18 protein-coding genes are annotated in these 24,885 nt (G+C 35.7%); 16 read left to right on the top strand and 2 right to left on the bottom strand.

What is annotated here, in order from left to right:
- Positions 1–144: 144 nt before the first annotated feature.
- Both K7G79_RS03310 and phnA read right to left on the bottom strand, forming a co-directional pair.
- The gene (locus K7G79_RS03310) at positions 145–1,605 is read right to left on the bottom strand and encodes an aldehyde dehydrogenase family protein (RefSeq protein ID WP_223549128.1); all 1,461 of its coding nucleotides are present in this window, start codon (positions 1,603–1,605) and stop codon (positions 145–147) included.
- A gap of 52 nt (positions 1,606–1,657) precedes the next feature.
- On the bottom strand, positions 1,658–2,869 hold the full coding sequence (gene phnA / locus K7G79_RS03305) for a phosphonoacetate hydrolase (protein ID WP_223549126.1): 1,212 nt from the start codon (positions 2,867–2,869) through the stop codon (positions 1,658–1,660).
- A 302-nt stretch (positions 2,870–3,171) separates the two neighbouring features.
- On the opposite strand from phnA, the gene K7G79_RS03300 reads away from it, so the two are divergent.
- The 16 genes from K7G79_RS03300 (at position 3,172) to K7G79_RS03225 (ending at position 24,873) form a co-directional block, all read left to right on the top strand.
- Positions 3,172–4,836, top strand: a complete 1,665-nt coding sequence (locus tag K7G79_RS03300; RefSeq protein WP_223549124.1) for an alkaline phosphatase family protein — start codon at positions 3,172–3,174, stop codon at positions 4,834–4,836.
- A gap of 93 nt (positions 4,837–4,929) precedes the next feature.
- Positions 4,930–6,150 carry an FAD-binding oxidoreductase gene (locus K7G79_RS03295; protein WP_223549123.1) on the top strand — a complete coding sequence of 407 codons (1,221 nt, stop codon included), beginning with the start codon at positions 4,930–4,932 and terminating at the stop codon, positions 6,148–6,150.
- 395 nt (positions 6,151–6,545) lie between these two features.
- Positions 6,546–7,403 carry a formyltetrahydrofolate deformylase gene (gene purU, locus K7G79_RS03290; RefSeq protein ID WP_223549121.1) on the top strand — a complete coding sequence of 286 codons (858 nt, stop codon included), beginning with the start codon at positions 6,546–6,548 and terminating at the stop codon, positions 7,401–7,403.
- A gap of 129 nt (positions 7,404–7,532) precedes the next feature.
- A complete protein-coding gene (locus tag K7G79_RS03285; protein WP_223549120.1) occupies positions 7,533–9,203 on the top strand; it encodes a beta-N-acetylhexosaminidase in 1,671 nt (556 codons plus the stop codon).
- A 28-nt stretch (positions 9,204–9,231) separates the two neighbouring features.
- Positions 9,232–10,824, top strand: a complete 1,593-nt coding sequence (locus K7G79_RS03280) for a sulfatase (RefSeq protein ID WP_223549118.1) — start codon at positions 9,232–9,234, stop codon at positions 10,822–10,824.
- 78 nt (positions 10,825–10,902) lie between these two features.
- Positions 10,903–12,045, top strand: a complete 1,143-nt coding sequence (moeB, locus tag K7G79_RS03275; protein ID WP_223549116.1) for a molybdopterin-synthase adenylyltransferase MoeB — start codon at positions 10,903–10,905, stop codon at positions 12,043–12,045.
- 171 nt (positions 12,046–12,216) lie between these two features.
- Positions 12,217–13,605: a molybdate ABC transporter substrate-binding protein gene (modA, locus tag K7G79_RS03270; RefSeq protein ID WP_223549115.1), complete on the top strand. Its 1,389-nt coding sequence runs from the start codon at positions 12,217–12,219 to the stop codon at positions 13,603–13,605.
- Positions 13,602–14,948: an aspartate aminotransferase family protein gene (locus tag K7G79_RS03265; protein ID WP_223549113.1), complete on the top strand. Its 1,347-nt coding sequence runs from the start codon at positions 13,602–13,604 to the stop codon at positions 14,946–14,948. Before modA ends, K7G79_RS03265 begins: the two co-directional genes overlap by 4 nt.
- Positions 14,949–15,029: 81 nt before the next feature.
- Positions 15,030–15,788: an ABC transporter permease gene (locus K7G79_RS03260; protein WP_223549111.1), complete on the top strand. Its 759-nt coding sequence runs from the start codon at positions 15,030–15,032 to the stop codon at positions 15,786–15,788.
- Positions 15,789–15,790: 2 nt separating this feature from the next.
- Positions 15,791–16,450 carry an ABC transporter ATP-binding protein gene (locus K7G79_RS03255; protein WP_223549110.1) on the top strand — a complete coding sequence of 220 codons (660 nt, stop codon included), beginning with the start codon at positions 15,791–15,793 and terminating at the stop codon, positions 16,448–16,450.
- On the top strand, positions 16,447–16,728 hold the full coding sequence (locus K7G79_RS03250) for a MoaD/ThiS family protein (protein ID WP_223549108.1): 282 nt from the start codon (positions 16,447–16,449) through the stop codon (positions 16,726–16,728). The genes K7G79_RS03255 and K7G79_RS03250 overlap by 4 nt, the downstream gene beginning before the upstream one ends.
- Positions 16,728–17,471: a HesA/MoeB/ThiF family protein gene (locus tag K7G79_RS03245; RefSeq protein WP_223549107.1), complete on the top strand. Its 744-nt coding sequence runs from the start codon at positions 16,728–16,730 to the stop codon at positions 17,469–17,471. Before K7G79_RS03250 ends, K7G79_RS03245 begins: the two co-directional genes overlap by 1 nt.
- Before the next feature lie 9 nt (positions 17,472–17,480).
- Positions 17,481–18,617, top strand: coding sequence for an ABC transporter permease (locus K7G79_RS03240; RefSeq protein WP_223549105.1), 1,137 nt, complete (start codon positions 17,481–17,483; stop codon positions 18,615–18,617).
- Entirely contained in the window at positions 18,618–19,274 is a 657-nt protein-coding gene (locus K7G79_RS03235) for an ABC transporter ATP-binding protein (protein ID WP_223549104.1), read from the top strand.
- A gap of 108 nt (positions 19,275–19,382) precedes the next feature.
- Positions 19,383–23,759, top strand: coding sequence for a PQQ-binding-like beta-propeller repeat protein (locus tag K7G79_RS03230; RefSeq protein ID WP_223549103.1), 4,377 nt, complete (start codon positions 19,383–19,385; stop codon positions 23,757–23,759).
- Positions 23,760–23,769: 10 nt separating this feature from the next.
- Entirely contained in the window at positions 23,770–24,873 is a 1,104-nt protein-coding gene (locus K7G79_RS03225) for an LPXTG cell wall anchor domain-containing protein (RefSeq protein ID WP_223549101.1), read from the top strand.
- Positions 24,874–24,885: the final 12 nt, after the last annotated feature.

The raw sequence follows: 24,885 nt of genomic DNA, 5'->3' as shown, positions 1-24,885 counted from the left end.
GGTTTTATGCTTGGTTTAAATCTTTGTTGTTTTGAAAGACTTAGAAAAACCATATAATGTTATTAGTTAATTTAATATTGTGTTTTGCTAGAACAAACCCTAAAATAATTTAAAGTTTGTTATGGTTTTAAGTATAGTTCATGGTTATGCAATATCCCATGGGAGGGAATAGGTTTTTACATAAGTATACGCTTTCATGGCCTCAATAACACCTTCTTTGTAACCTAATCCAGAATCTTTCACACCGCCAAAAGGAGTCCACTCCAATCGATAGCTTGGTGCTTCGTTTACATTAACGGTTCCAGTATCCAATTCTGTAATGACACGTTGAATGGATGGCCAATGATTACTTACTACTCCACCAGATAAACCGTAAGGAGTGTCGTTGGCAATGTCTATTGCTTCATCTAATGTAGAGAAACGAATAATAGGAGCTACCGGACCAAAGGTTTCCTTAGCAACAACTTCGTGATTATTTTTAATATGGTCTAAAACCGTTGGAGCAAATAGTGCACCTTCACGCTTATTGCCTGCCAAACACACGGCACCATTAGCTATGGCATCTTGTACACGTCTTTCCATTTCAATGGCGGCTTCTTCAGTAATTACGGTTCCCATATCGTTATTTTCATCGTACGGATTACCATATTTTAATGCGCTAACGCGTTTGGCCAATTTGGAAGCATATTCGTCTGCAATACTTTCATGCACCAAAATCCTTCTAATAGCTGTACAGCGTTGTGCAGAATTTTTGAAGGTTCCAGCCATGGTGACTTCAACCGCTTCATCAATATCGGCATCGTCTAATATTAATAAAGCTGAGCTGCCACCTAGTTCTAAAACCAACTTTTTGTAGCCTGCTTTAGAAGCGATTATTTTTCCAATTTTGCTGCCTCCAGTAAATGAAACCATGGTGATTTCAGGGTGTACGGTCATCATCTCGGATGTGGCTTGAATGTCTTTGCCATTCACACAGTTAAGCATGTTGGGCGGCAAGCCACAATCCAGTGCCAATTGTGTAAAATAGTAGGCAGAAAGCGGTGTTCTTTCAGATGGTTTTAATACCACGGTATTATTAGTTGCAATAGCAGGTGCTATTTTATGGACCACTTGGTTCATAGGATGGTTAAATGGTGTAATGGCACTAATTAAACCTAAGGGGACCCGAGTGGTATAAATTCTTCTGGGTTTACCATTTTTAGATACATCACAAGGAAACACTTGTGAATCATCGTCAAGAGCCTTCATGGCCGAAAAACGTAACACGTCGGAAACACGACTGGCTTCATAGCGTGTGTCTTTTAAGCAGAGACCAGTTTCATCGGTAATCATCTGGCTGACTTCATCTACACGTTTTTCCAGCTCGTTAGCAATATTATTTAAAATCTCATAGCGTTCATAGCGTGTGAGGTTTATTTTTGTTTTTTTGGTATCGGTTAAAACTTTGTCCAAGGTATCAGTATTTATAGAAGCAACCCTACCTACTAATTTTTTGGTGTATGGATTGAATACCTCAATCCATTCTCCAGTTTTAACTTGTTTGCCATTAATTATGGCACCAAATTCTATAATACCATCACTGTTTTTATGACTGTCTTTTTCCATTATTCCAACTTGTTATTTTATGACTTTAATAGGTTTTTAAGGCTTAACTGATTTAAAATCCGTTAGAAAGGAAATGGAATAAATCGAAGTTTCTGCTTTCTCCAGAAGCTAATTTTTCTGCATATTCACTATTCAGTTTCTTGTTAAAAATCATAGGAACCACTTGGCAGTGTTCACTGCCATGGGAACGCAATCCTTCTTTTACCTTTTCTAGGTCATGCCACTCTGGCGTCCTTCCTATGGTTGTTGCAGCATCTGAAAGTATAACTAGATCTCCAATTCTATCGGATGGCAATTCATAAGCTTCAACGGCTTCATCGTTGGTCAACACTTTTTCAATACCATCTAAACTTAATAGATAGGCCTTCGCAGCTTCCAGTTGTGACTTATCATCTAGGTATAAGGTTCCATAGCCTCCCAAAGCACCATGGTGCACTACATAAGGATCTGTAATTGGTAGGATTACCCTCGTGCTAATACCTTGCTCGTTCAGTAGTTTTTCAATGAACTGTACATTTGGCGATCCATCTGCATTTGTTTTAGCTTCCATACCATGGTCTGCCGTAACACCTACAATAGCACCCAATTTGTCAAGCTCACCTAACCAGTAGTCAATTTTTGCTAGAAAATCGTTTGCACCTTCACTTCCAGGCGCATATTTATGTTGTACAAAATCGGTAGTGGTTAAGTACATAACATCATAATGTTCGCGTTGCAAAAGTTTTGCGCCAGCTTCAATACAGTAAACTGAAATATAAGGATCGTATATGCCTGGTCTTTCTTTACCCATTAATTCACTTTCAACATTCTCAATGCCATTTTCCTCTAAAGTGGCTTGATTGGCAAATTCAGCAGAAAAACAGATGCCATTTAAATTATGGGCCAGCATTTTTCTTAGTTTATCTTTAGCAGTAACAACAGCAACTTTACGATCGTTATGACTCAGTTCAGATAAAATGGTTGGTACTTTTAGGTATTTCGGGTCGTTCATCATCACTTCTTCTTGTAATTGTGTGTCCCAATAAAAATTACCGCATATACCATTTACTTTTGGTGTTACCCCGGTAACAATAGCCATATTGTTTGGGTTTGTAAATGAAGGAATGACACTTTTTACTAAACCAAACGAGCCTTCGTTTATAAAACGTTGCAAATTTGGCATAACGTGTTTTGCCTTTTCATAGTATGGGTATGAAGTACCATCCATACAAATCCCTATTATTGTTTTCTTTTGTCTAGGGTAATTTCTGTTATTTATTTCCATTATTTAAGTCACTAAATATTTAAACTAAAATTTTCACAAAAGTAAAAAAAATATACTAATAGTATAATTTAAAAAATATTTTTTACTAATATTACAATTATTTTAGTTAAATGAATAAGTTTGTTGGCATATAATTACTTGATAAAATAGTTTTTAGGATGTTGATTTCTGTATGTGATTTTATGATGAATAGTAAGTTGCGTTAGTTTTAATTTAGTTTGCATGAGAGAGGGGGGCATATATTACATATACTCCTCTTTTTTTTAGATATTTATAACTTTTGACCAATAATTTTAAATGTTATGGTAAAAATAAAGATTTCCTATTCTAAAAGTATAGTTTTAATAATACTTAGTGTAATATTAGCATCCTGTAGTAGTAAAAATGATAGTGATGATCCAATCATGCCAGAATTTACAGATCAAATTAAAAAGGTCTTGGTCATTGGTATCGATGGCTGTAGGCCAGATGCATTAACAATAGCAAATACTCCCAATTTGGATGCTTTAATCGCCAATGGCACCTATTCCTTAGACGCTAGAAATATAAGGAAAACTTCAAGTGGTCCTGGATGGTCATCCATGTTAACCGGGGTTTGGCAGGAAAAGCATGGTGTTGTGGACAATTCATTTAGCGGAGCTAAGTTTTCAAGCTATCCACATTTTTTTAAATATGTTGAAGATAAGGATTCAGATTACAGAACCGTATCTGTATGTCAATGGCACCCTATTAATGACATCATTGTAAATGGAGAGGCTGATAAAATAGTAAATACCCAAGACTCTACAAGTGATACAAAAAATAAAGCTGTTTCAGAATTAGCCAACATTGATTTAACAGCGTTATTTGTTCATTTTGATGATGTAGACCATGCAGGTCATGGTTTTGGCTTTAGTCCAGATAACCCAAATTATATTAGTGCTATTAAAACGGTTGATGCAGCTATAGGAGATGTGATAGCAGCTGTTAACGCTCGTACTAATTACAATAAGGAAGATTGGCTCATTTTGGTAAGTACAGATCATGGAGGTTTGGGAACTTCCCATGGAGGAGATAGTGAGGAAGAACGTACCATATTTATAATTGCAAGTGGAAAGAATATTCCAAAGAAAGAAATAGCCAAAATAACAACACAAACAACAATTCCCCCAGTAAATAACTGTTTAAATAGCACTACGGAATTGTTTTTTAATGGTGCATCAAGAATTAGTATACCTAACAATAGTGTCCATAGTTTTGGTGTATCTCAGGATTTTTCTATTGAATGCCGTTTTAGGTCCACGGCGCCAAACGATGTGAGTATTGTAGCGAAAAAAGACTGGCAAAGTGGCTTTTATCCAGGATATGTATTTTCTTTTAAACCCAGTACCAAAAAATTTAAAGTTAATGTTGGGGATGGTACAAATAGAGTAGATGTAGAGACAGAAGAAATAACTGATAATGAATGGCATACGGTTAGTGCAACTTTTGATCGTGATGGCATGTTAGATGTATATATTGATGGTGCGCTTAAAAATAGTGTTTCAATGGCTTCTATTGGAGATATAGATAATACATTTCCTTTTACTATTGGTGCGGATGGCAAAAATGCTTATGCCTATAATGGATATATTGCCGAAGTAAGGATTTTTAACACCTTGTTGAGTGCTGATGATGTTAACTCCTGGAAATGTAAAGCATTGGATGATACCCACTCTAAATATGACAATTTACAAGGGTATTGGAAATTGAATGAAGGATCAGGGGATACTATTACAGATTCAAGTTCAAATTCGGCCAGCGGTACTTTAACTAATGGAGAGTGGAAAGATGCTACAGTTGGTCAGACTGTCAATGTGAACAATTATGATAATACCCCAAGAATGGTTGATGTAGCTGTTACAGCATTAACACATTTGTGTATTGATATTCAATCCTCTTGGAATATGGATGGACAATCACTTATTACTAAAAATTGTAACAATTAACAATACAGTATATTGGTTTTAATTATTAGAAGTCAAAAAATATACATAGTATTGTTTTATTGATAAATTAATTATAATATTTTATAAAAAGTCATGGCTAAAAGAATTGTTGTGATTGGCGGAGGTACTATTGGCACTGCAGTAGCCTATTATGTTAGTAAAATGGCTAAAGCTGAAGTTGTATTAGTTGAAAGGAATTTTATTGGTTCTGGTAACACGTCTTTAGCGGCTTCATTAGTGACTTTGGCAAGGTCGAAAAAATCAATAGTTCCGTTGGTCATGCAGACTATGGAAGCTATTACAGAAATAGAAGATTTGTTGGGTGAGGCTATAGGGGTTATGCGTGTTGGTAGTATTCATGTTGCAGCATCTGATGCTTCAGAGAAAAGTATAAAGGGGTTAATGGAGGTAGCTCTATCTTTTGGATTAAAATGTATGTGGCTCGAACCTCAAGACATTAAATTAAGACTGCCATGGCTCAATATTGATAAGGTTAGGGGTGGCGCATTTATGGAGGAGGACTGTTACATGGAGTCAACCGTTTTGGCAACAAATTTTGCAAAAGCTGCAAAACGTTTTGGAGCAGTTATTAAGCAATATACCAATGTTGAAGAAATATTAACAGATGAAGGTAAGGTAATAGGAGTACAAACAGATAAGGGTGTTATTGATTGCGATGTAGTAGTAGATGCTGCAGGAGTTTGGAGTAACCTGTTGTCAATGCAAGTGGGTGAGGCGGTCCCAATGGCTCCTGTAAGGAGTGTTTATTGGATAGCTGGAGAACGCCCAGATTTATTTAATCCTAACCAGCCCATGGTTATTTTACCAGATGCATCGGCTTATTGTAGACCGGATGGAATGTCTATGCTTTTTGGTATACGGGAAAGTGCAGGAGTTCATTTAGATCCTAGACTCTTACCAAGAAGCATGAATGGATTTAACCTCATTTCTGAACAAGAATCATGGAATATATTAATGGAAAAAGGAGCGGTTTTTCAAGAATTTTTTCCCGAATTCTATGATATGGAAATAGCGCATTGTGTCTCTGGTTTTTCGACCTATACCCCAGATGCATCATTGGTGGTTGGAAGAGCGAAGCATGTTGATGGGTTGTATTTGTCAACAGGTTGCTCTGGTGCTGGCGTAGCTACATCAGGTGGGTATGGACGTGCTATTGCAGAATTAATATGTGATGTCCCTTTATTTACTAACATAGAATCGTTTGGTGTTGATAGGTTTGGTGAAATAGATCCGTTCAATTCTAGTTTTAGGCAACGTTGTGCAGATGCACGTTCCAATAAAAAAGAAGGTTAATAATAATGAGCATTTTTGTAAAAATATTAATAAAGATAACTTATAAAAGTGATACTTTTTTATAGAAGTTTTATTTGAAAATAAATGAATGATTTTTTTAAGATTTGTTTGGAAAAGGTTTTTTAGGGATTGCTACCTTTAAGCATTATTTATTGAATCACTATATTGAATTTACAAAGATTTGTCTGGTAGTGCTTTAACTTTATTTTGCAATTCTAAAATACTTAAACTTATTTTGCTTAAGGGAATATGAATTTATCATGTAATCTAATTGATGTAAATAATGTTTGTAAGTTCAAAGTGCTTTTCAATTTAAAAGGAATAGAAATTTAGTGTTTCGTGATATAAAAAACGTATTTGTTATTCACCTTAAATAACAATCAAAATATAATTAAATGGAACAAAAAACGGTTACGTTGTTGATAAAGTGTCCAGATAGAGAGGGAATTATAGCCACATTAACGGGGTTTTTCTATAAAGAGGGTTTTAATATTATTAGTTTGCAGCAGTATACCAATGTAAGGGAAAAAAAATTCTTTATGCGTATATGCTTAACTACTAAGCAAAACATAACTATTGATCTAGAGGAAAAGTTTGATAAGTTATCCAAAAGTTTTGATATTGAATGGAAAATAGATTATGGTGACAAAAAGCAAAAAGTTGCTATAATGGTGTCGCATACCAATCATAATTTATATGATTTATTATCGAAATACAAAGAGGGCATATTGCCTTGTGAAGTCGTTATGGTGGTTAGTAACCATGAAAAATTAAGGCCTGTGGCCGAAATGTTTGGTATTCCTTATTACTATGCACCTGTAAATAAAGAGACTAGAAACCAGCAAGAAGCAGAATTAAAGGATTTATTTGATAAAAATGAAATTGATTTAATAGTAATGGCAAGGTACATGCAGATACTGACATCAGATTTTATAAGTCATTATCCCTATAGAATCATTAATATCCATCATTCATTTTTGCCTGCATTTCAGGGTGCTAACCCTTACATGAGGGCTTATGAGCGTGGGGTGAAATTAATTGGGGCAACAGCGCATTACGCTACCCAAGATTTAGATGAGGGTCCGATTATTGAACAGGATGTAGAGCGAGTGACCCACGAGTCTACGGTAAGCACTCTCAAGAGTATTGGTGCCGATATAGAAACAATGGTTTTGTCTAGAGCGGTTAAGTTTCATTTGAATAACCAGATAATCGTTGATGGAAATAAAACAATTGTATTTCCTGAAACATAAGTTATACTAGATTAAGTGTAAACCATATTTTATTAGTAGTTGAATAGTTGCTCTACGCCTTAGTCTTTTCAGTATTACCTTAATGTTAAGGTGATTAATTTGTATTCTAATCAATTAAGCTGTAAGTTTATGTTCGAGCACAATAAATCAAGAATTAAAATACCCATTATGCGCTATAATGCCTTTATTGTATTATTTCTAGTTTTATTATTCAGTAGTTGTGCTGAAAAAAATAGAACCTTTCTACCTGTAGAAATTAATATTTTACCTAAACCATCAAAGCTTACTTTGGGGGAGTTTTCTTTTGCTGTTAAAGAAGGTGACAAGGTTTCAATCGAATCGGATGATCAACAAATCGCAGCAAATCATTTAATAGACTTAATCGGTAATACCACGGGTAAAATACTTGAATTGGAGGAAAAAAACTCGGGTAGGATTATCTTTAGATTTGTTGAAAGTATCCAATCTGAGGCGTATCAATTAGACGTTAATCCGAACCAAATTATTATTAGTGCTAGTGAGGCTGCTGGTTATTTTTATGGAGTGCAATCATTATATCAACTTTTAACACATGAATCAGTAAGTCATGGTGTTGAATCCAATAAGTGGTTAGTGCCTTGTGTTACCATAGAAGATAGTCCGCGTTTTAAGTGGCGCGCCTATATGTTAGATGAGTCGCGTTATTTTCACGGTGAAGCATTTGTCAAGCAGATACTGGATCAAATGGCTTTATTGAAGATGAATGTGTTTCACTGGCATTTAGTAGATGATGCTGGATGGCGTGTTGAGATTAAAAAATATCCATTATTGACAAAGGTTGGTGCGTTTAGAACCGATTCAGAAATTGAATGGTGGGGCAGTGGTAAAACATCTGGTGAAGCACATGGTGGCTTTTATACACAAGAACAAATAAAGGATATTGTAGCCTATGCTGCACAGCGTAACATTACTGTGGTGCCAGAGTTTGAAATGCCAGGACACTCGAGTGCGGCTATTGCAGCTTATACATGGCTGGGAACCGCTGGAGAGGATATTGATGTTCCTGTTAAATTTGGTAGACATTACGATAATTACGATGTTACCAAGCCTGAAGTTGAGCAGTTTATTAAAGATGTATTTCTGGAATTATTTGAGTTGTTCCCCTCTAAAGTTATTCATATTGGTGGAGATGAAGTGGGATATAAGGTTTGGGAAGAGTCAAAGCATGTTCAGGAGTACATGAAAGAAAATGGAATTAATACCTCTGCAGATTTACAAATAGCTTTTACCAATAAAATTTCAAAATTCATAGAGGAGAATGGACGAAGAATGATGGGTTGGAATGAAATTTTAGGCAAAAACATACATCATGGTTTTGAAGAAAAGAAAGACGATAAAGAAGCCGAGACAGAGCTAGCTAAAAATGTTGTTGTTCATTTCTGGAAAGGTGATTTGGAATTGGCTACCGATGCTGCTAAAAAAGGATATGATATTGTGAATTCACTACACAGTAATACTTATTTAGATTATAATTATAAATCAATTAGTTTACAAAAGGCTTATAGTTTCAATCCAATTCCAGAAGGATTGGAAGAACAGTACCATGAAAATATTTTAGGTTTTGGCTGCCAGATGTGGAGCGAATGGACACCTACCAATAAAGATGTTGAACATCAAACATTTCCTAGGATTGCCGCATATGCTGAAGTGGGGTGGACTCAACTGAAAAATAAGGATTTTGAAAGTTTTAAGCAAGCATTAAAGAAATTTCAAAGTCACTGGGACGATTTAGGAATTAACTATGCGAAAGTGTTAGAGTAATGGAATGTAACTACAAATTATTTAGGTTATGAATAACATATGTAAATTAATAGGTGTTTTAGCCATTTGTTTTAACGTAATCTCTTGTAAACAGAAAGATGCTAAGGCTGTAGGGCAAGGAGATAAGGGGGTTAGTGAGCAACCAAACATTATAATGTTTTTGGTTGACGATATGGGCTGGCAAGATACCTCAGTGCCATTTTGGACAGAGAAAACAGCTTTTAATGAGCGCTACAAAACACCAAACATGGAACGTCTTGCAAAGGAAGGCATGAAATTTACGCAAGCTTATGCTACGTCTGTATGCTCCCCGACAAGGATTAGTTTAATGACTGGAATGAATGCTGCGAGGCATAGAGTTACTAATTGGACACTTAAGAAAGATATGCTGCAACCTGTGGAAGCAAACCATAAAAAATTGAAATTTCCAAGATGGAATGTTAATGGCATGAGTCCGGTACCAGATATTAAAAATGCAGTATATGCTACACCACTGCCAAAATTATTGCAAGAAGCAGGCTATTACACAATTCACGCTGGTAAAGCGCATTTTGGTGCTATTGGAACACCAGCAGAAAACCCTAAGCGTATTGGATTTGATGTTAATATAGCAGGACATGCTGCAGGGGCCCCAGAAAGTTATTTGGGAACAGAAAATTTTGGAAATGGTGAAAAAGGAAAGGAAATATGGGCAGTGCCAGGTTTGAAAAAATATCATGGTGAAGATATATTTTTAACCGAAGCACTAACTAAGGAGGCTATACTGGCTATGGATAGTGCTGTAGTAGTCAAAAAACCTTTCTTTTTGTATATGGCACATTATGCAGTGCACACGCCTTTATACGGGGATAATAGGTTTGAAAAAAAATATTTGGATGCAAGGCTAGACCCCAAGGAAGCCAAATATGCCTCTATGGTAGAGGGTATGGACAAGAGTTTGGGTGATTTAATGAATTATTTAAACGATAAAGGTATTGCCGATAATACCATTGTTTTGTTTATGTCCGATAATGGCGGATTGAGTGCAGTGGCCAGGGGTGGCCAACCCCATACGCATAATAAACCTCTTTCAAGCGGTAAAGGGTCGGCACATGAAGGCGGTATTCGGGAACCAATGATTGTAAAGTGGCCCGGGGTAACTCAAGAAAATTCTAGTACAAGTAACTATGTTATTATAGAAGATTTTTTTCCAACCATATTGGAAATGGCAAGGATTGAAAAATATAAAGCTGTTCAAACTATAGATGGAAAAAGTTTTGTTTCAATTTTAAAATCTAAAGAAGTGAATAACAATGAAAGGCCTTTGTTTTGGCATTATCCCAATAATTGGGGGCAAACGGGCCCGGGTATTGGTGCGACCAGCACTATACGTAAAGGTGATTATAAATTAATCTATTATCATATAGATAGTCATTTTGAATTGTTCAATATTGCAGAAGATATAGGTGAAACCAATAATTTGGCCAGTACAGAAAAAGAAAAGTTAAAAGCTTTGGCTGTAGAGCTTGGTGATTATTTAAGAGGAGTCAATGCACAAATGCCAACTAGAACAGACACCAATCAGCAAGTGCCTTGGCCAGATGCTGAAGAAGCTATTGGTCAAATAATAAATAAGACCTAGTTGAGTTTTACGATTTCTATTTTAAAAGCATTAATTTTAAAGCGGTATTGATAATTTTTTGAAAATAGAATGTAAAAAATGTTATCTAAAGAAGAATTAAAGCGCTATTCAAGACACTTGTTGTTGAGTGAGGTAGGTATTGAAGGGCAACAAAAACTTAAGAAAGCATCGGTTTTAGTTGTGGGGCTCGGTGGATTGGGGTCACCTTTAGCCATGTATTTGGCAGCATCGGGAGTAGGTACTTTAGGCTTGGTTGATTTTGATGAAGTTGAAGCCTCTAATCTTCAGCGACAAATCATTCATGGGACTTCCGATATAGGTAAATTAAAACTGGAATCTGCAACAGCCACACTTAAAAATATAAACCCCGACATTAATATTGTTCAGTATAGTGGAGCAATAACTTCAGAAAATGCATTGGACATAATCAAATCATACGATATTGTGGCCGATGGTACCGATAACTTTCAAACCCGCTATTTGGTTAACGATGCCTGTGTGTTATTGGGAAAGCCAAATGTTTATGCGTCAATTTATAAGTTTGAAGGTCAAGCCAGTATTTTTGGAGCTAAAGGAGGACCGTGTTACAGGTGTTTGTATCCAAAACCACCAGAGCATGGTACTGTGCCTTCTTGTGGCGAAGCTGGAGTGTTGGGTGTATTGCCCGGACTTATGGGAACCATTCAGGCGACAGAAGTGGTAAAGTTGATTTTAAAAAAAGGTCAGCCACTAATTGGACGTTTGTTGCTTTACAATGCACTGCAAATGCATTTTTCCGAAATAAAATTAAAAAGAAATAATAATTGCTCGGTTTGTGGAGATAAGCCGACTATTACAAAGCTTATTGATTATGATGCTTTTTGTGGTGTAATGAAAGAAGTAGAGTCTATGAAAAAGTTACACGGTAATAATGAGATAATGCCTAAGAATCTTTTTAATTTGATTAATAAAAAAGATCTTTTTTTGTTGGATGTCCGTGAACCATATGAATATGAAATCGCAAAAATTGAAGGCTCTGTCTTGATTCCCCAAGAACAAGTTTCGAATAAACTAGATGTCTTGCCAAAGGATAAAACTATAGTTGTTATGTGCCACCACGGTAGTAGAAGTAAAAAAATTGTAGAGTATTTAATTGACAATGGCTTTAACAAAGTTTATAATCTAAAGGGGGGTATAGATAAATATAGCATGGAGGTTGATCGCAGCTTAGATAGGTATTAATTTTAATGTGCTTTTAATATGAATAAATTTGAATATAACTAAAAAAAGTTGCAAGTTTGTAAAATACTACGATTTATATTTAGGGTGTTCATAAAGCAAAATTATATTACCACTTTACTTTTACTACTAATACTTTTTTCATGTAAAAAGAATAAGGAAGAAAAATCATTAATGCTCTATTGTGCAGCAGGAATGAAACCGGTAGTTGAAGTAGTAGCAAATAATTATTTCAGTGAATATGGTGTGCGTATCGATATTCAATATGGGGGTTCCGGTACCTTACTTTCCAATTTAAGGGTGGCACAGCAAGGTGATTTATATTTAGCAGCAGATAGCAGTTATATAAAAGAAGCCCAAAAGTTTAAACTCGTCAAAGAAACGCAACCTTTATCTTTTTTAAAACCTATCATAGCAGTACCAAAAGGTAACCCAAAAAGAGTTAAGGGCTTATCTAGTGTATTTCGTGATACTTTAAGAATTGCTATTGCAAATCCCGATGCAGCATCCATTGGACGTCTCACTAAAAAAATGTTTCAGGATTCAAAACTTTGGGATAGTATTCAAAACCATCTAGAAGTACAGATGCCAACGGTTAACGAGGTGGCTAATGCTATTAAATTGGGAACAGTTGATGCAGGTATTATTTGGGATGCTACGGCCAATAATTATAAAGATATTGATGTTGTCGAGGAAATGGCATTTAACAAATACATAAAAACAGTAACATTAGGCGTGCTTAAATTTTCCAAGGAACCAACTGAAGCCTTAAAATTTTTACGTTATCTTTCTGCTAAGAATAAAGGTTTGGAAATTTTTAGGGCCTTGGGCTATCACCCTATAGAAGGTGATCTTTGGGAAGAAACTCCAGAACTCTTATTCTATAGTGGTGGCGTAAATAGGCTAGCAGCAGACGAAACTATCAATGCATTTGAAACTCGTGAAGGTATAAAAGTAACACGCGTGTACAATGGTTGTGGAATATTGGTTTCCCAAATTAAAGCAGGACAAAACCCAGATGCCTACTTAACATGTGATGTATCATTTATGGAACAGGTAAAGGATAGGTTTACCAATATTATGGATATTTCAAATACAAGAATTGTTATTGTAACCAAAAAAGAAAATCCAAAACAAATTCTAAGTCTTAGCGATTTAACAAAAAATAATATAGAACTAGGTGTGTGCAATGATAAGCAAAGCGCATTAGGAGCTCTAACCAAGCAATTGCTTAAGGGGCAAGGGTTGTGGGAAGCGGTTTATAAAAATATACGCTCCCAAGCACCAACGGCAGATTTGTTGGTGAATCAAATCTTAACAGGCTCATTAGATGCTGTAATAGTATATTATGCTAATGTTGCGAAAGTTAAGGACAGATTAGAGGTGGTGTCAATAGATTTGGATCAGGCTATAGCACTTCAAAATATTGGGGTTGCTGCTCAATCCAATTACAAATATTTAACAAAACGATTAATAAATGCCTTGACTGAAAATAGTTCTAAAAATAAATTTTTAGAATATGGTTTTGGTTGGGAATATACTAATCCAGATTTAAAACAATGAAGGAGCTTTTAAAAACAGAAGGAGATATTAATCTTTCCAAAGAAAGAGCGCTATGGCAACAAGAGCAAATACTTAATCAAAAAACCAAAAAGTTGTTAAGCGAAGATGAGGCCTTATTTTTACATCAGTCCATGTCTACACCTTGTCTTGATGTTCTTAGTTCATGTAAGGACGCCAAAATCACAAATTTGGAAGGAAAGGATTATCTTGATTTTCATGGAAATAATGTCCATCAAGTTGGATTTTCCAATCCTTATGTCATTGATCAGGTCAAAAGGCAACTAGACGAATTATCTTTTTCTACCCGTCGTTATACAAATGAAGTAGCCATCGATTTTGCTAAAAGAATAACCTCTTTACTGCCCAAAGGTTTAGATAGAGTATTGTTTGCACCAGGAGGGACGTCTGTAGTAAGTATGGCTTTAAAGTTAGCAAGAGTTGTTACTGGAAGACATAAAGTTATTTCGTATTGGGATTCCTTTCATGGCGCATCTTTAGATGCGATAAGTGCTGGAGGAGAAGCAGTATTTCGGCAGCATATGGGGCCAATGATGCCAGGAGTCATACGTATTCCTCCACCGATGAATACAGGGGGTTTTTTTGAAGATGAAATGAAATCTGCAGATTATCTCGAGTATGTTATTGAGAAGGAAGGTGAAATAGGGGCTTTTATTGCTGAAACAGTTAGGAATACAGATGTTCAGATTCCTTCTGCAAAATACTGGAAACGTATTCGGGAAATTTGTACTAAGCATAATGTATTGCTTATTTTGGATGAAATACCAATTGCCTTGGGGCGGACAGGAAAAATGTTTGCCTTTGAGAATTTTAATATTGAGCCTGATATTTTATGTTTGGGAAAAGGACTCGGAGGAGGCGTTATTCCCTTTGCAGCAATGGTATGTAGAGAAGAGTATAATGTAGCTCAGGATATTTCATTAGGACATTTTACACATGAGAAGAGTCCCGTTGGATGTGCAGCGGCTAGGGCAGTAATTGATTACATAAATGAGAACAAGGTATTACAAAAAGTAAAAGAAGATGCTATTTTCATGAAACAAGCTTTGAACGACTTAAAATGTAAATACCCTATTATTAGTAAGGTAAGAGGGTTAGGACTTTTATGGGGAGTTGAATTAAGGTGTCCAGAAACCAATCAGCCAAAAGTTATTGAAGCAGAGAAGATTATGTATAGTTGCTTAACACAGGGCTTAAGTTTTAAGGTATCTCAAGGACATGTTTTACAATTATCACCAGCGTTGACTATTAAAAGGGAAGAACTTAAAAAAGCTATATCTATTTTAGATAGGGCATTTAAATCTATACTGTATAGAAGAAGATAATCTAATAAAAGAAATAAGATTAAAGCGTTACAAGAACATATTAAACCTTTAAAAGTTAAACCCAATACCCCTTTTTATATAATGATGGGTATTGTTGCTTCTACTTATATCATTCTAATTGTTGCTATGATGGTGGCTGATATGTCCTATACGTCACCAGGACATATATTTGAAGCACTTAAAAGTAAGGAAATCCAATATGCAATTAAATTGAGCTTGGTCACCTGTACGGTTACTATGATTTTAAGCGTAATGGTTGCTGTTCCATTAGGGTATTTTATGTCACGTTTTGAATTTCCGTTTAAAAAAGTAATCGACGCTATTCTTGACATTCCTATAGTACTACCACCATTAGTAATAGGATTGAGTTTGTTGATTTTATTTCAAACCGCTCCGGGCCGATTTATAGAAAGCCATGTGCGTATTACTTATACGGTATATAGTGTTGTAATTGCTCAGTTTATGGTGGCCTGTGCTTTTGCTGTACGTACCATGTATGTAACATTTTCCCAAATTAACAACCGACAGGAACAGGTGGCTCTAACATTGGGCTGTAATCAAAAGCAAGCTTTTTTTAACATCCTATTACCACAAGCAAAGAATGGCATTTTAACAGCGGCTTCTCTAGCCTGGGCTAGGGCTTTAGGAGAGTTTGGACCTATTCTTATCTTTTCTGGAGCGACTAGAATGCGTACTGAGGTTTTACCAACAACGGTATTTTTAGAAATGACCGTAGGTAATATAGAAGCAGCTGTAGCAGTATCCTTAATTATGATCTTTTCAGGATTTGCGGTGCTTATGATAGTTCGGTTATTTGGTGATAAAAAAGTGATTGTTTAGCAATGATAAGAGGTGTTAATTTAAACATACATCAAGGGAATTTTAAATTATCCAACCTTAATTTTACCATTGAGGCAAAGGAATATGTTGTACTTATGGGAAAAACAGGTTGTGGTAAAACAACCCTTTTGGAAACTATATGTGGGCTAAGAAAGTTGTCATCAGGTGAAATTTGGATAAACGACAAAAATGTATCCAATGAAGTCCCGGCCAAACGTGAAATAGGGTACGTGCCTCAAGATGCTGCACTTTTTAATACTATGACCGTAAAAAAGAATATTGGATTTGCCTTAAAAATAAGAAAGTACAGTAAACAAAAAATAGAAGAAAGAACAAACGAATTGGTGGAGCTTATGGGTATAGATTATTTATTGGAGCGACGTATAGATGGTTTAAGTGGTGGTGAGAAACAGCGTGTAGCCTTAGCAAGAGCCTTGAGTTTTTATCCTCAAATATTGTGTTTAGATGAGCCATTAAGTGCTTTGGATGAAGACACCAAAGACGATATGGTAAAACTGTTGCAAAAACTGAAGCAAAATTTGAATGTCACTGTAATTCATGTAACCCATTCAAATTTTGAAGCCTCAAAACTGGCAGATCGCATTTTGTATTTTGAAGCTGGAGCCATAACACATCAAAAGAAATTAACAAATGTTTTATGATTAGTATTAAATTAAAATTTACGGCACAATTAAAAGATAGGGCAGGAGTAGATAGTGATGTCATTTTGATTAATGAAAAGGATACATTACAAGATTTAATAAGGGAATTGCCCAAGACATACGGATCCGATTTTGGTGCGGTTTTGTTTGAAGAAAGTGGCGTGTATCGTCATTCCAATTTAATTGTAGTAAATCAAAACCAAGTAAGGTATGAAGAGAATATCAAAATGAAAGATGGAATGGAAATTATGTTAATGTCACCAATATCAGGGGGATAATGAAACGATTAACACAAGAAGAATTGGCAACTTACGAGTGGCAACTGGATGTTACAGGGCATGGTAAAGCTGGTCAAGAACGATTAAAGAACGGTACTGTTTTAGTGTCTCGTTGTGGGGGATTGGGCAGTGTTGTTGCTTATGAGTTGGCTGCGGCCGGGGTTGGAACTTTAATATTGGCTCATGCGGGCAATGTAAAACATAGCGATTTAAATCGTCAGTTGTTAATGACACATGATTGGTTGGGCAAACCACGGGTCACATCGGCAGAAAGACGATTAAAAGAGCTTAACCCAAGGTTGAATATTATTTCGGTTCCAGAAAATATTAACGAAAGCAATGCTGAAAAGCTAGTTAGTATGGCCGATGTAATTGTAGATGCGGCTCCCTTATTTGAAGAACGTTTTTTAATGAACAGGGAAGCGGTAAAGCAAGGAAAGCCTTTGGTTGACTGTGCCATGTATGAATTAGAGGCTCAGATAACAACTATTGTTCCAGGTGAGACAGCATGCTTATCTTGCTTGTATCCGGATAAGCCCATAGCCTGGAAACGACGGTTTCCAGTGTTTGGAGCGGTTTCTGGTACGATAGCCTGTTTGGGCGCTATGGAAGCCATAAAAGTCATTTCAGGTTTTGGTGAGCCCTTAAAAAATAGGTTGTTGACTATGGATATGCGAACTATGGATGTGCAATCCATTAAGATAAACAGGCGTAAAGATTGTGAGGTTTGTGGCCATAAATAATAAAGCGTATTGAAGTTAATTTTACACGAAATAGTACATAGAAAGTTCAATTTTTTAATGGGACTTTTAGGAATGGTCACCATTGTAGGTTTGGTAGTTTTTTTCTATACCATGACCCGTGCATCACAAAAGGAAACCATACGCCTCACAAGGGATATGGGTTTCAATGTACGCATTATACCTGGAGGAACCGATAAAAATCAATTTTGGGTTGATGGGTATTCCAACTTAAGTATGTCCCAAGAGGTAGTAGATAAGCTTGTAGAACAAAAGTCGGTTAATTATGCACATCTAACTGCAACGTTGCATAAACGCATTCAGTTCAGAGGTAAGGACATAATCTTAACGGGCATAGCTAGCGAAGAACGAGAGCCATCAGGTGCAAAAAAATCCAAGATGATTTTTGCCATTGACATGGATAAGGTGTATGTAGGTTACGAAATAGCAAAACAATTCAATCTTAACCAAGGCGATACCATAGGTGTTTTGGGAAAAGATTTTGAAATATCAAAAACATTAACCGAATCGGGTAGTGAAGACGATGTACGCCTGTTTTTAAATTTACAAACCCTGCAAGAATTAGTTCATATGGAAGGGCGTATTAATGAGGTTATGGCTATAAACTGTATGTGTTCTACCAAAAATGGTAATCCTTTGGGCGAGTTGAGGGATGAACTTCAGAAAATAGCTCCGGAAGCCGATGTTATTATGAAAAATAGTGTTGCAGAAGCCCGAGAGAAACAACGAAAAATGATTGATAAATACTTCATGTATCTATTCCCAATTATTTTATTCATTTGTGTGATTTGGTTAGGTTCGGTAACCATGACGAATGTTAGAGAGCGTACTTCCGAAATAGGTATCCTGAGGGCCCTAGGGTTTAGTGGTTTTAAGGTTAGTAAACTGTTTTTTTTAAGGGCGCTATTAATAGGTTTTTTAGGAGCCATTATAGGCTTTATTGTTGGGACTTTGTTGTCCTATCAAATTGGTCCAAATGTATTTAGTATTGCCAAGGATTATATCACTCCCAATTATATATTATTGTTTTTGGCTGTTATAATTGGACCTTTGTTTTCGTCATTATCTTCATTGTTACCAGTGCTATGGGCAGTAAACAGGGATGCAGCTGAACTTTTAAAAGAATAGATGATGTTGGAGGTAAAAAACATAAGTAAACAATTCAGTTCTGGTAAAAATCAAGTATTAGCTTTAAAAAATATAAATTTAAAAGTTGAAGCGTCTGAGTTTGTATTGATAAAAGGGGAGAGCGGTAGCGGTAAATCTACACTATTATTTATTATGGGTGGGATGCTAAGACCTTCATCAGGAGAAGTCATAGTCAACTATAGTGATATAGCTAAATTATCTGAACATGAACGAAATGTCTATAGAGCCAAACATGTTGGATTTGTATTTCAATCTTATCATTTACTACCATATCTTAATGTGAAGGAAAATATTATGGTTTCAAACAGTTTAAATACTGTTACCATAACCGAAGAAGCGGTATTGAAAATGGTGGAACAACTTGGGATTTTAGATAGGCTTTACCATAAGCCCGCTCAGTTAAGTGCAGGTGAAAGGCAGCGAGTTGCCTTAGCAAGAGCTTTAATTACCAATCCATCATTAATATTAGCTGATGAACCTACTGGAAATTTGGATGAGAAAAATACAATTGAGGTTATGAATTATCTAAAAGCATATCAAGAAAAAGGAGGAACGGTAATTATGGTCACGCATGGCCATCTTGCCGATAACTATGCCACAAGAACCATTAGGTTACAAAAGGGACAACTTATATAAAAATAGATACCAAAGTACATATGAGACTTCCAATATTGATTTTAATCATCCAGGCGGAATAATAATTGGGATATTCCATGTGAACTTAAAAAACAATAAAGTTAAAACATGAAATCAGTATTTAAACAATTAAAGAAAACAATAGGCCTATTATGTTGCTTGTTGTTGGTTGCAAATTGTGAAAACAACATACAAATCAATCCAGATCAAGACTGGCCACAGTTTAAGAGAGATAATTACCGAAGTGGTAATGGTACCATCCAGTTGGATTTAAAGACTTTAGGTGAAGCATGGGAATACAATGCTTCTCAATTGCCAGTGCCAGCTTGGTATGGCCCAGCAAAAGAGGATACCTATGCCAAAAGTGGTCCTTTGCCCTCTATGAGAGATTACGACCTGTCATATTATCCCATTATTGTTGGAAACCGATTGTTTTATGGCTCAACTTCAAACCATGCCATACACTGTTTAGACACCAAAACAGGTAAAGAATTATGGACTTTCACAACGGGAGGGCCAATACGGATAGCCCCTACTTTTCATAATAATCGTTTGTATTTTGGTTCAGACGACGGATTTGTATATTGTATTAAAGCGACTAACGGAAATTTGGTTTGGAGTTATTCGCCTTCAGATAAGGAAGCACGCAAAGTACTTAATAATAGATCTTTAATTTCATTTTGGCCAATACGTACGGGTGTGTTGATAGAAGATGGTATTGCTTATTTTGGAGCCTCTTTACTCCCTTGGAAAGACTCATACTTTTGTGCTATAAATGCTGAAACCGGAAAGCCCGAAGGAGAAGGTACCTACGTGAAGGTTTTTGAAAATATGACACTTGAAGGCGCTATGGCTTCAACAGGAGAGAAACTAATTCAACCTCAAGGACGTATATCTCCTATGTTTTTTAATAAGTTTAATGGAGAAAGTAAAGGTCAAATTGCTGGTACAGGTGGTTGCTTTGTTTTAGTAACTCCTGAAAAGAATATTGTACATGCTCAAACCTCCAGATATAAAAGCATAACGGAAACCATAGGGGATTTCGCTGAAAATCCACCAGAAGATAAGGGTACAAAAGCAGATTTTATGTCCTTTAAAAACGGAAAGGAAATGGTGGTTAAGGATAGTATCAGCTATATCCTCACCGATAATTCCCTGTCGGCGTATAGTAGAACCTCAAAAAAAGTGATTTGGATAAAGCATAATTATAGAGCCCATCGCATTATTGAATCAGGAGATAGGCTTTTTGTGGGTGCTACAGACACCGTTTATGCCGTAAGCACTAAAAATGGACTGCCTTTATGGAAAGCGCCAGTTAGGGGCGTGGTGTATGCTCTAGCTGTGGCAGATGATGCCTTGTTTGCCAGTACTGGTGAAGGTAGAATATATTGTTTTAGAAATGGTAAGACTGAAAATAAACTATTGGCTGAAAATAGTAACAAAAACCCAGTACTTGATAAGCCAGTAGCTGATAAATTAAAGCAAGTGAATCCTACCTTGTCACTTCAGGCTGGACCTTTTGTTAATACTGTATCTCCTACTTCGGTGGCAATACATTTTGAAACTTACGATACTACGATGCCTTCAGTTTTATGGTCTGATGGCGTTTCAGAAAAAGAAATTAAGGCAACAGTTTCTTCAAAACAGCATAAAATAATAGTAGATAGTCTTAAAAAGGACTTTATCTATTCTTATCAAATTAAACATGAAGATTCTGAAACACAGGTGTTTGAATTCGATAATTTCTTTAATTATGAAAACACATTATCTTTTCAAGCAGTTGAGGAATCAATGGATAGGGAACTTCTTTCAAAAGTAAAAAGCTTAATTAATAATAGTAAATCTATAGCTATTGTTTTTGGAGCTCAAAACATATCAACCGCACAAACTATTGCTCAAATTAAGGGTGTGAAGGTGTTTCTTTTTGATGATTCCAAGGATCTTGTAGAAGAGCTTAGGAGAAAAGTTCAAAAAACAGGAGTTTATGGAGGTAAAATTGAAGTACAACATGTTACAGATATGGACAATCTACCTATTACAGCCGATATAGCTGATCTTGTGATTATTAATAATGATAACCTTAGTGCCAATGAAGCTATTCGATTAACAAAACCTAATGGATATACCCTTATTGATAAGAGAGGCAAAGATTATGGAGATTGGTTGGAAAAGGCTGAGAATAGTTGGCAGGTAGGAGTTACTCATACCAACGATTTTGATGTATTAAAAAAAGCACCATATGAAGCTACCGGTACGTGGACCCATCAATATGGGTTGCCCGACAACACTGCTTTTGGAGGAGAAAGTCTTTGGGGATCAACAGGTACAGAGGATTTTGAAATCCAATGGATGGGTCGCCCTGGACCTCGTTTTCAAACCGATAGGAGCGGACGTAAACCGTCGCCATTGGCTGTAAACGGAAAGATGTTTGTACAAGGGAGGGATCGCATTGTTGCTGTTGATGCATACAATGGTAACATTTTTTGGTCTAAGGAAATTCCTTTTTTTAATAGAATGAATGTTCTTAAGGATTGTAGTAATTGGTCGGCTGACGATAACTTCATTTATGCTGCAGTAAAGCATAATTTGCTTAAAATAAATAGTGATAATGGAAATATTAAGGCCATTATACCAGTAGTTAATAGTAAGGTAAATTCTGTTAATGATTGGGGATACATAAGTTCTAATAAGAATTTAATTATTGGTTCCTCAGTTCCAAAAAATAGTGCTTATATCAATTATTATGGAAACGAGGGATGGTATGACAGTGTATCGGGACCATTATCGGATAAGGTGGTAAGTTATTCCTTGTTCGCAAAAGATAAAGACAAACTTAATGATGTTTGGGTTTATGAAAAACCAAACACGTTCATTATAAATCCAACAATCACAATAAATGGAAACCAAATTAGTTTTATAGTCTCTAAAAATCCTGATTTTAAGCTAACTAAGGAATTTAGGGCAGACCCAACTATTTTTAAAAATTTATATTTGGTTGTTTTAGATGTTAACTCTGGAAAAGAATTGCTTAATCATTCTATAAATGTAATGCCAGGTATAACTAATATTTATATGGCAGCAAGTAAAGACCAAAATGTATTATTAACGGCAAATGCAGGCTATTATTACATTTACAATTTCAACAATATTACCGGTGAACTAAACTGGGAACAAAAACAACCATGGTTTGACACACATCATGGAGGCCATTATTCTAAACCTGCTATAGTTAATAATCGCCTAATAGTTAAACCCGCAATGTATTATCTAGATACAGGTAAGCTTATGGACAAGGAAGTTCCGAAAGCAGGACATGGCTGTGCATCTTACGCTTTAACCGAACAATCTGTTTTTTATAGGGGAGGTAGTGTAACGCAATATAATTTTGACACCGAGAAGTTTTCACAATGGGATCGTTTGCGTCCAGATTGTTGGATAAGTACCATACCGGCACAGGGAATGGTATTGTCACCTGAAGCGGGTGGAGGCTGTAGTTGTGGTAATTGGTTGGAAACCTCAATGGTATTTGCTCCAAAATCAAGGGCACCTATAACGTTTATTTATAGAGATAGAATTTTTATGGATTCCGTTTCAGTGGAAATAAAGTCAAGGGATACATCTAATAAAAATATATATTACACAACAGATGGTAGCACGCCATCAAGGTCATCAACATTATATAAAAAGGTAATACCATTACATAAAACCACTACATTAAAGGCCATTATATATGTAGAAAAGAACGGTAAGGAGATTAGTTATAGTAGAACAAAAACATTTGAAAAAGCAAGACCTGAACCGAAAATAGTTGAAATACCCCAATTATTAAATGGAAAATGGGAGTTTTATATTGAAAAAACAGGAGCTACAGGAGCAGTACATTACACTACCGATGGAACAGAACCAACTATAAATTCACCTTTATACACTAGCCCAGTCCAGTATTCTAAAAATTGTATGGTAAAGGCTAAAACCTTTTGGAAAGAAAGCAATGGTGTAATTGAAAGTAAGGAAACTAATTTTGAAATGTTAATTCCAAAACTAAAACCAGCTGTGCAGATTGAAGCCCAGCAAGGAATTTCAAGATATTATTACAAGGAACAAAGCGAGTTTAAGGATATACCCAAACTGGAAGAGTTAACCCCTAAAACAAAAGCGATTGTTAATCAAATACAGGTTACACCTTATGAAAACAGTAATAAGTGTGCTTTAAGGTTTAGTGGGTTTATAGATATTCCTGTTGATGGTATGTATATTTTGTCGAGTAAATCATCTAGAAGTTATAATTTTGTTCAGTTTCATGATGCGGTAATTGAAAGTCGGGGAAATAATGAAGAAAGCCAGGTTTTTGCTTTACAAAAAGGATTGCACGCTGTACAAATTGATCACTTTGTGACCGAAGGCCCTTCAGATTATGATTTGCTAATTGAGGGTCCAAATATGGTTAAACAAAGTGTAGGAGCCCATATGTTATATCGTTTGTAACAACAAAATAATGGTAAGAAATAAAATAAGTTTAATGGTATTAGCTATTCTGTTCAATATAATACAGGTTGAAGCATGTCGATATACAATTAGGGAAATAGGGTTTTCAGCACTTAATAAGGTAACCTATATCCTTTATCGTGTAGATAGTCAAACAGTTACTTTTCCGAATCAATTAGCAGCAGGGTTTACAAGCTCCAATATAAAGACACACGCTATAAATGCAAGTATTGAAAAAGATAATCAGGTTATTGCATTTGCAAAGTCGCAAAACAAAGGGTTTCCTGTTTATGTTTTGGTGGATATTAATAAACGCATGCTGGCCTTATCTGCGGCAGAGTATGAAAATAATATTGCTTCAGGAGTATTGGCTTCACCCATACAGCAACTGTTACAAGAAAAGCTTCCCGTTAATTATGCTACGGTGTTATTAATAGAAGGTAGAGATGCAGAAGCTAACCAACTTGCTAAACAACACATTTTAAAGACTTGTAAGCATATAGAAAACATTATGCCCAATATGCCAAAGCAAGTTGATCTGGGACCAGATATGACTGTTATTGAGCAAAGCAATTTTGAAGATGAAAAAGTGTTACTTTGGAGTTTAGGGGTGGATGAGGTACCCAAAAAACCAATAGCTTTTATTTTATATGCTAAAGGACGCATTATGGGAGAGCAAATTGATTTTGAGGGTATTATAAGTGAAAAGCTATATAAATTGCTATCCATTATAGGAGCAGATTGCGAATGTGGATTGGATAGAAAATGGATGTTGGGTTATCAAGTGCCTTTGGATTGGCCGAAAGATATAAGGCAAGATTTAAGCGATAGGTTAGGATTTGATGTTGACAATCCTATGGTACTTACTGAAATGAGCCGTATTTTGGCTATTGAAAATAGAGCACCTAAAACTCCGGATGGTATTTCTTTCGAGCCCATTGTTGTTGATTTAGATAAAGAATTCAATGATATCCCTGAAATTGAACATAAAGTATTAACAAAAGTTGAAGGAGGCACAAGGAATACTTCAAACCAAATAATTTGGTATTCCATATTAGGTTTATTACTAATTATAAGTGTTGGAGCCTTATTTATTCTAAAGAAAAAATCATAAACTATAAAAATT

This window comes from Aestuariivivens sp. NBU2969, from assembly GCF_019931125.1.
Lineage (GTDB): Bacteria > Bacteroidota > Bacteroidia > Flavobacteriales > Flavobacteriaceae > Aestuariivivens > Aestuariivivens marinum.
The sequence above is the reverse complement of the archived record's forward strand: the minus strand, read 5'-3'. Positions and strand labels throughout refer to the sequence as shown.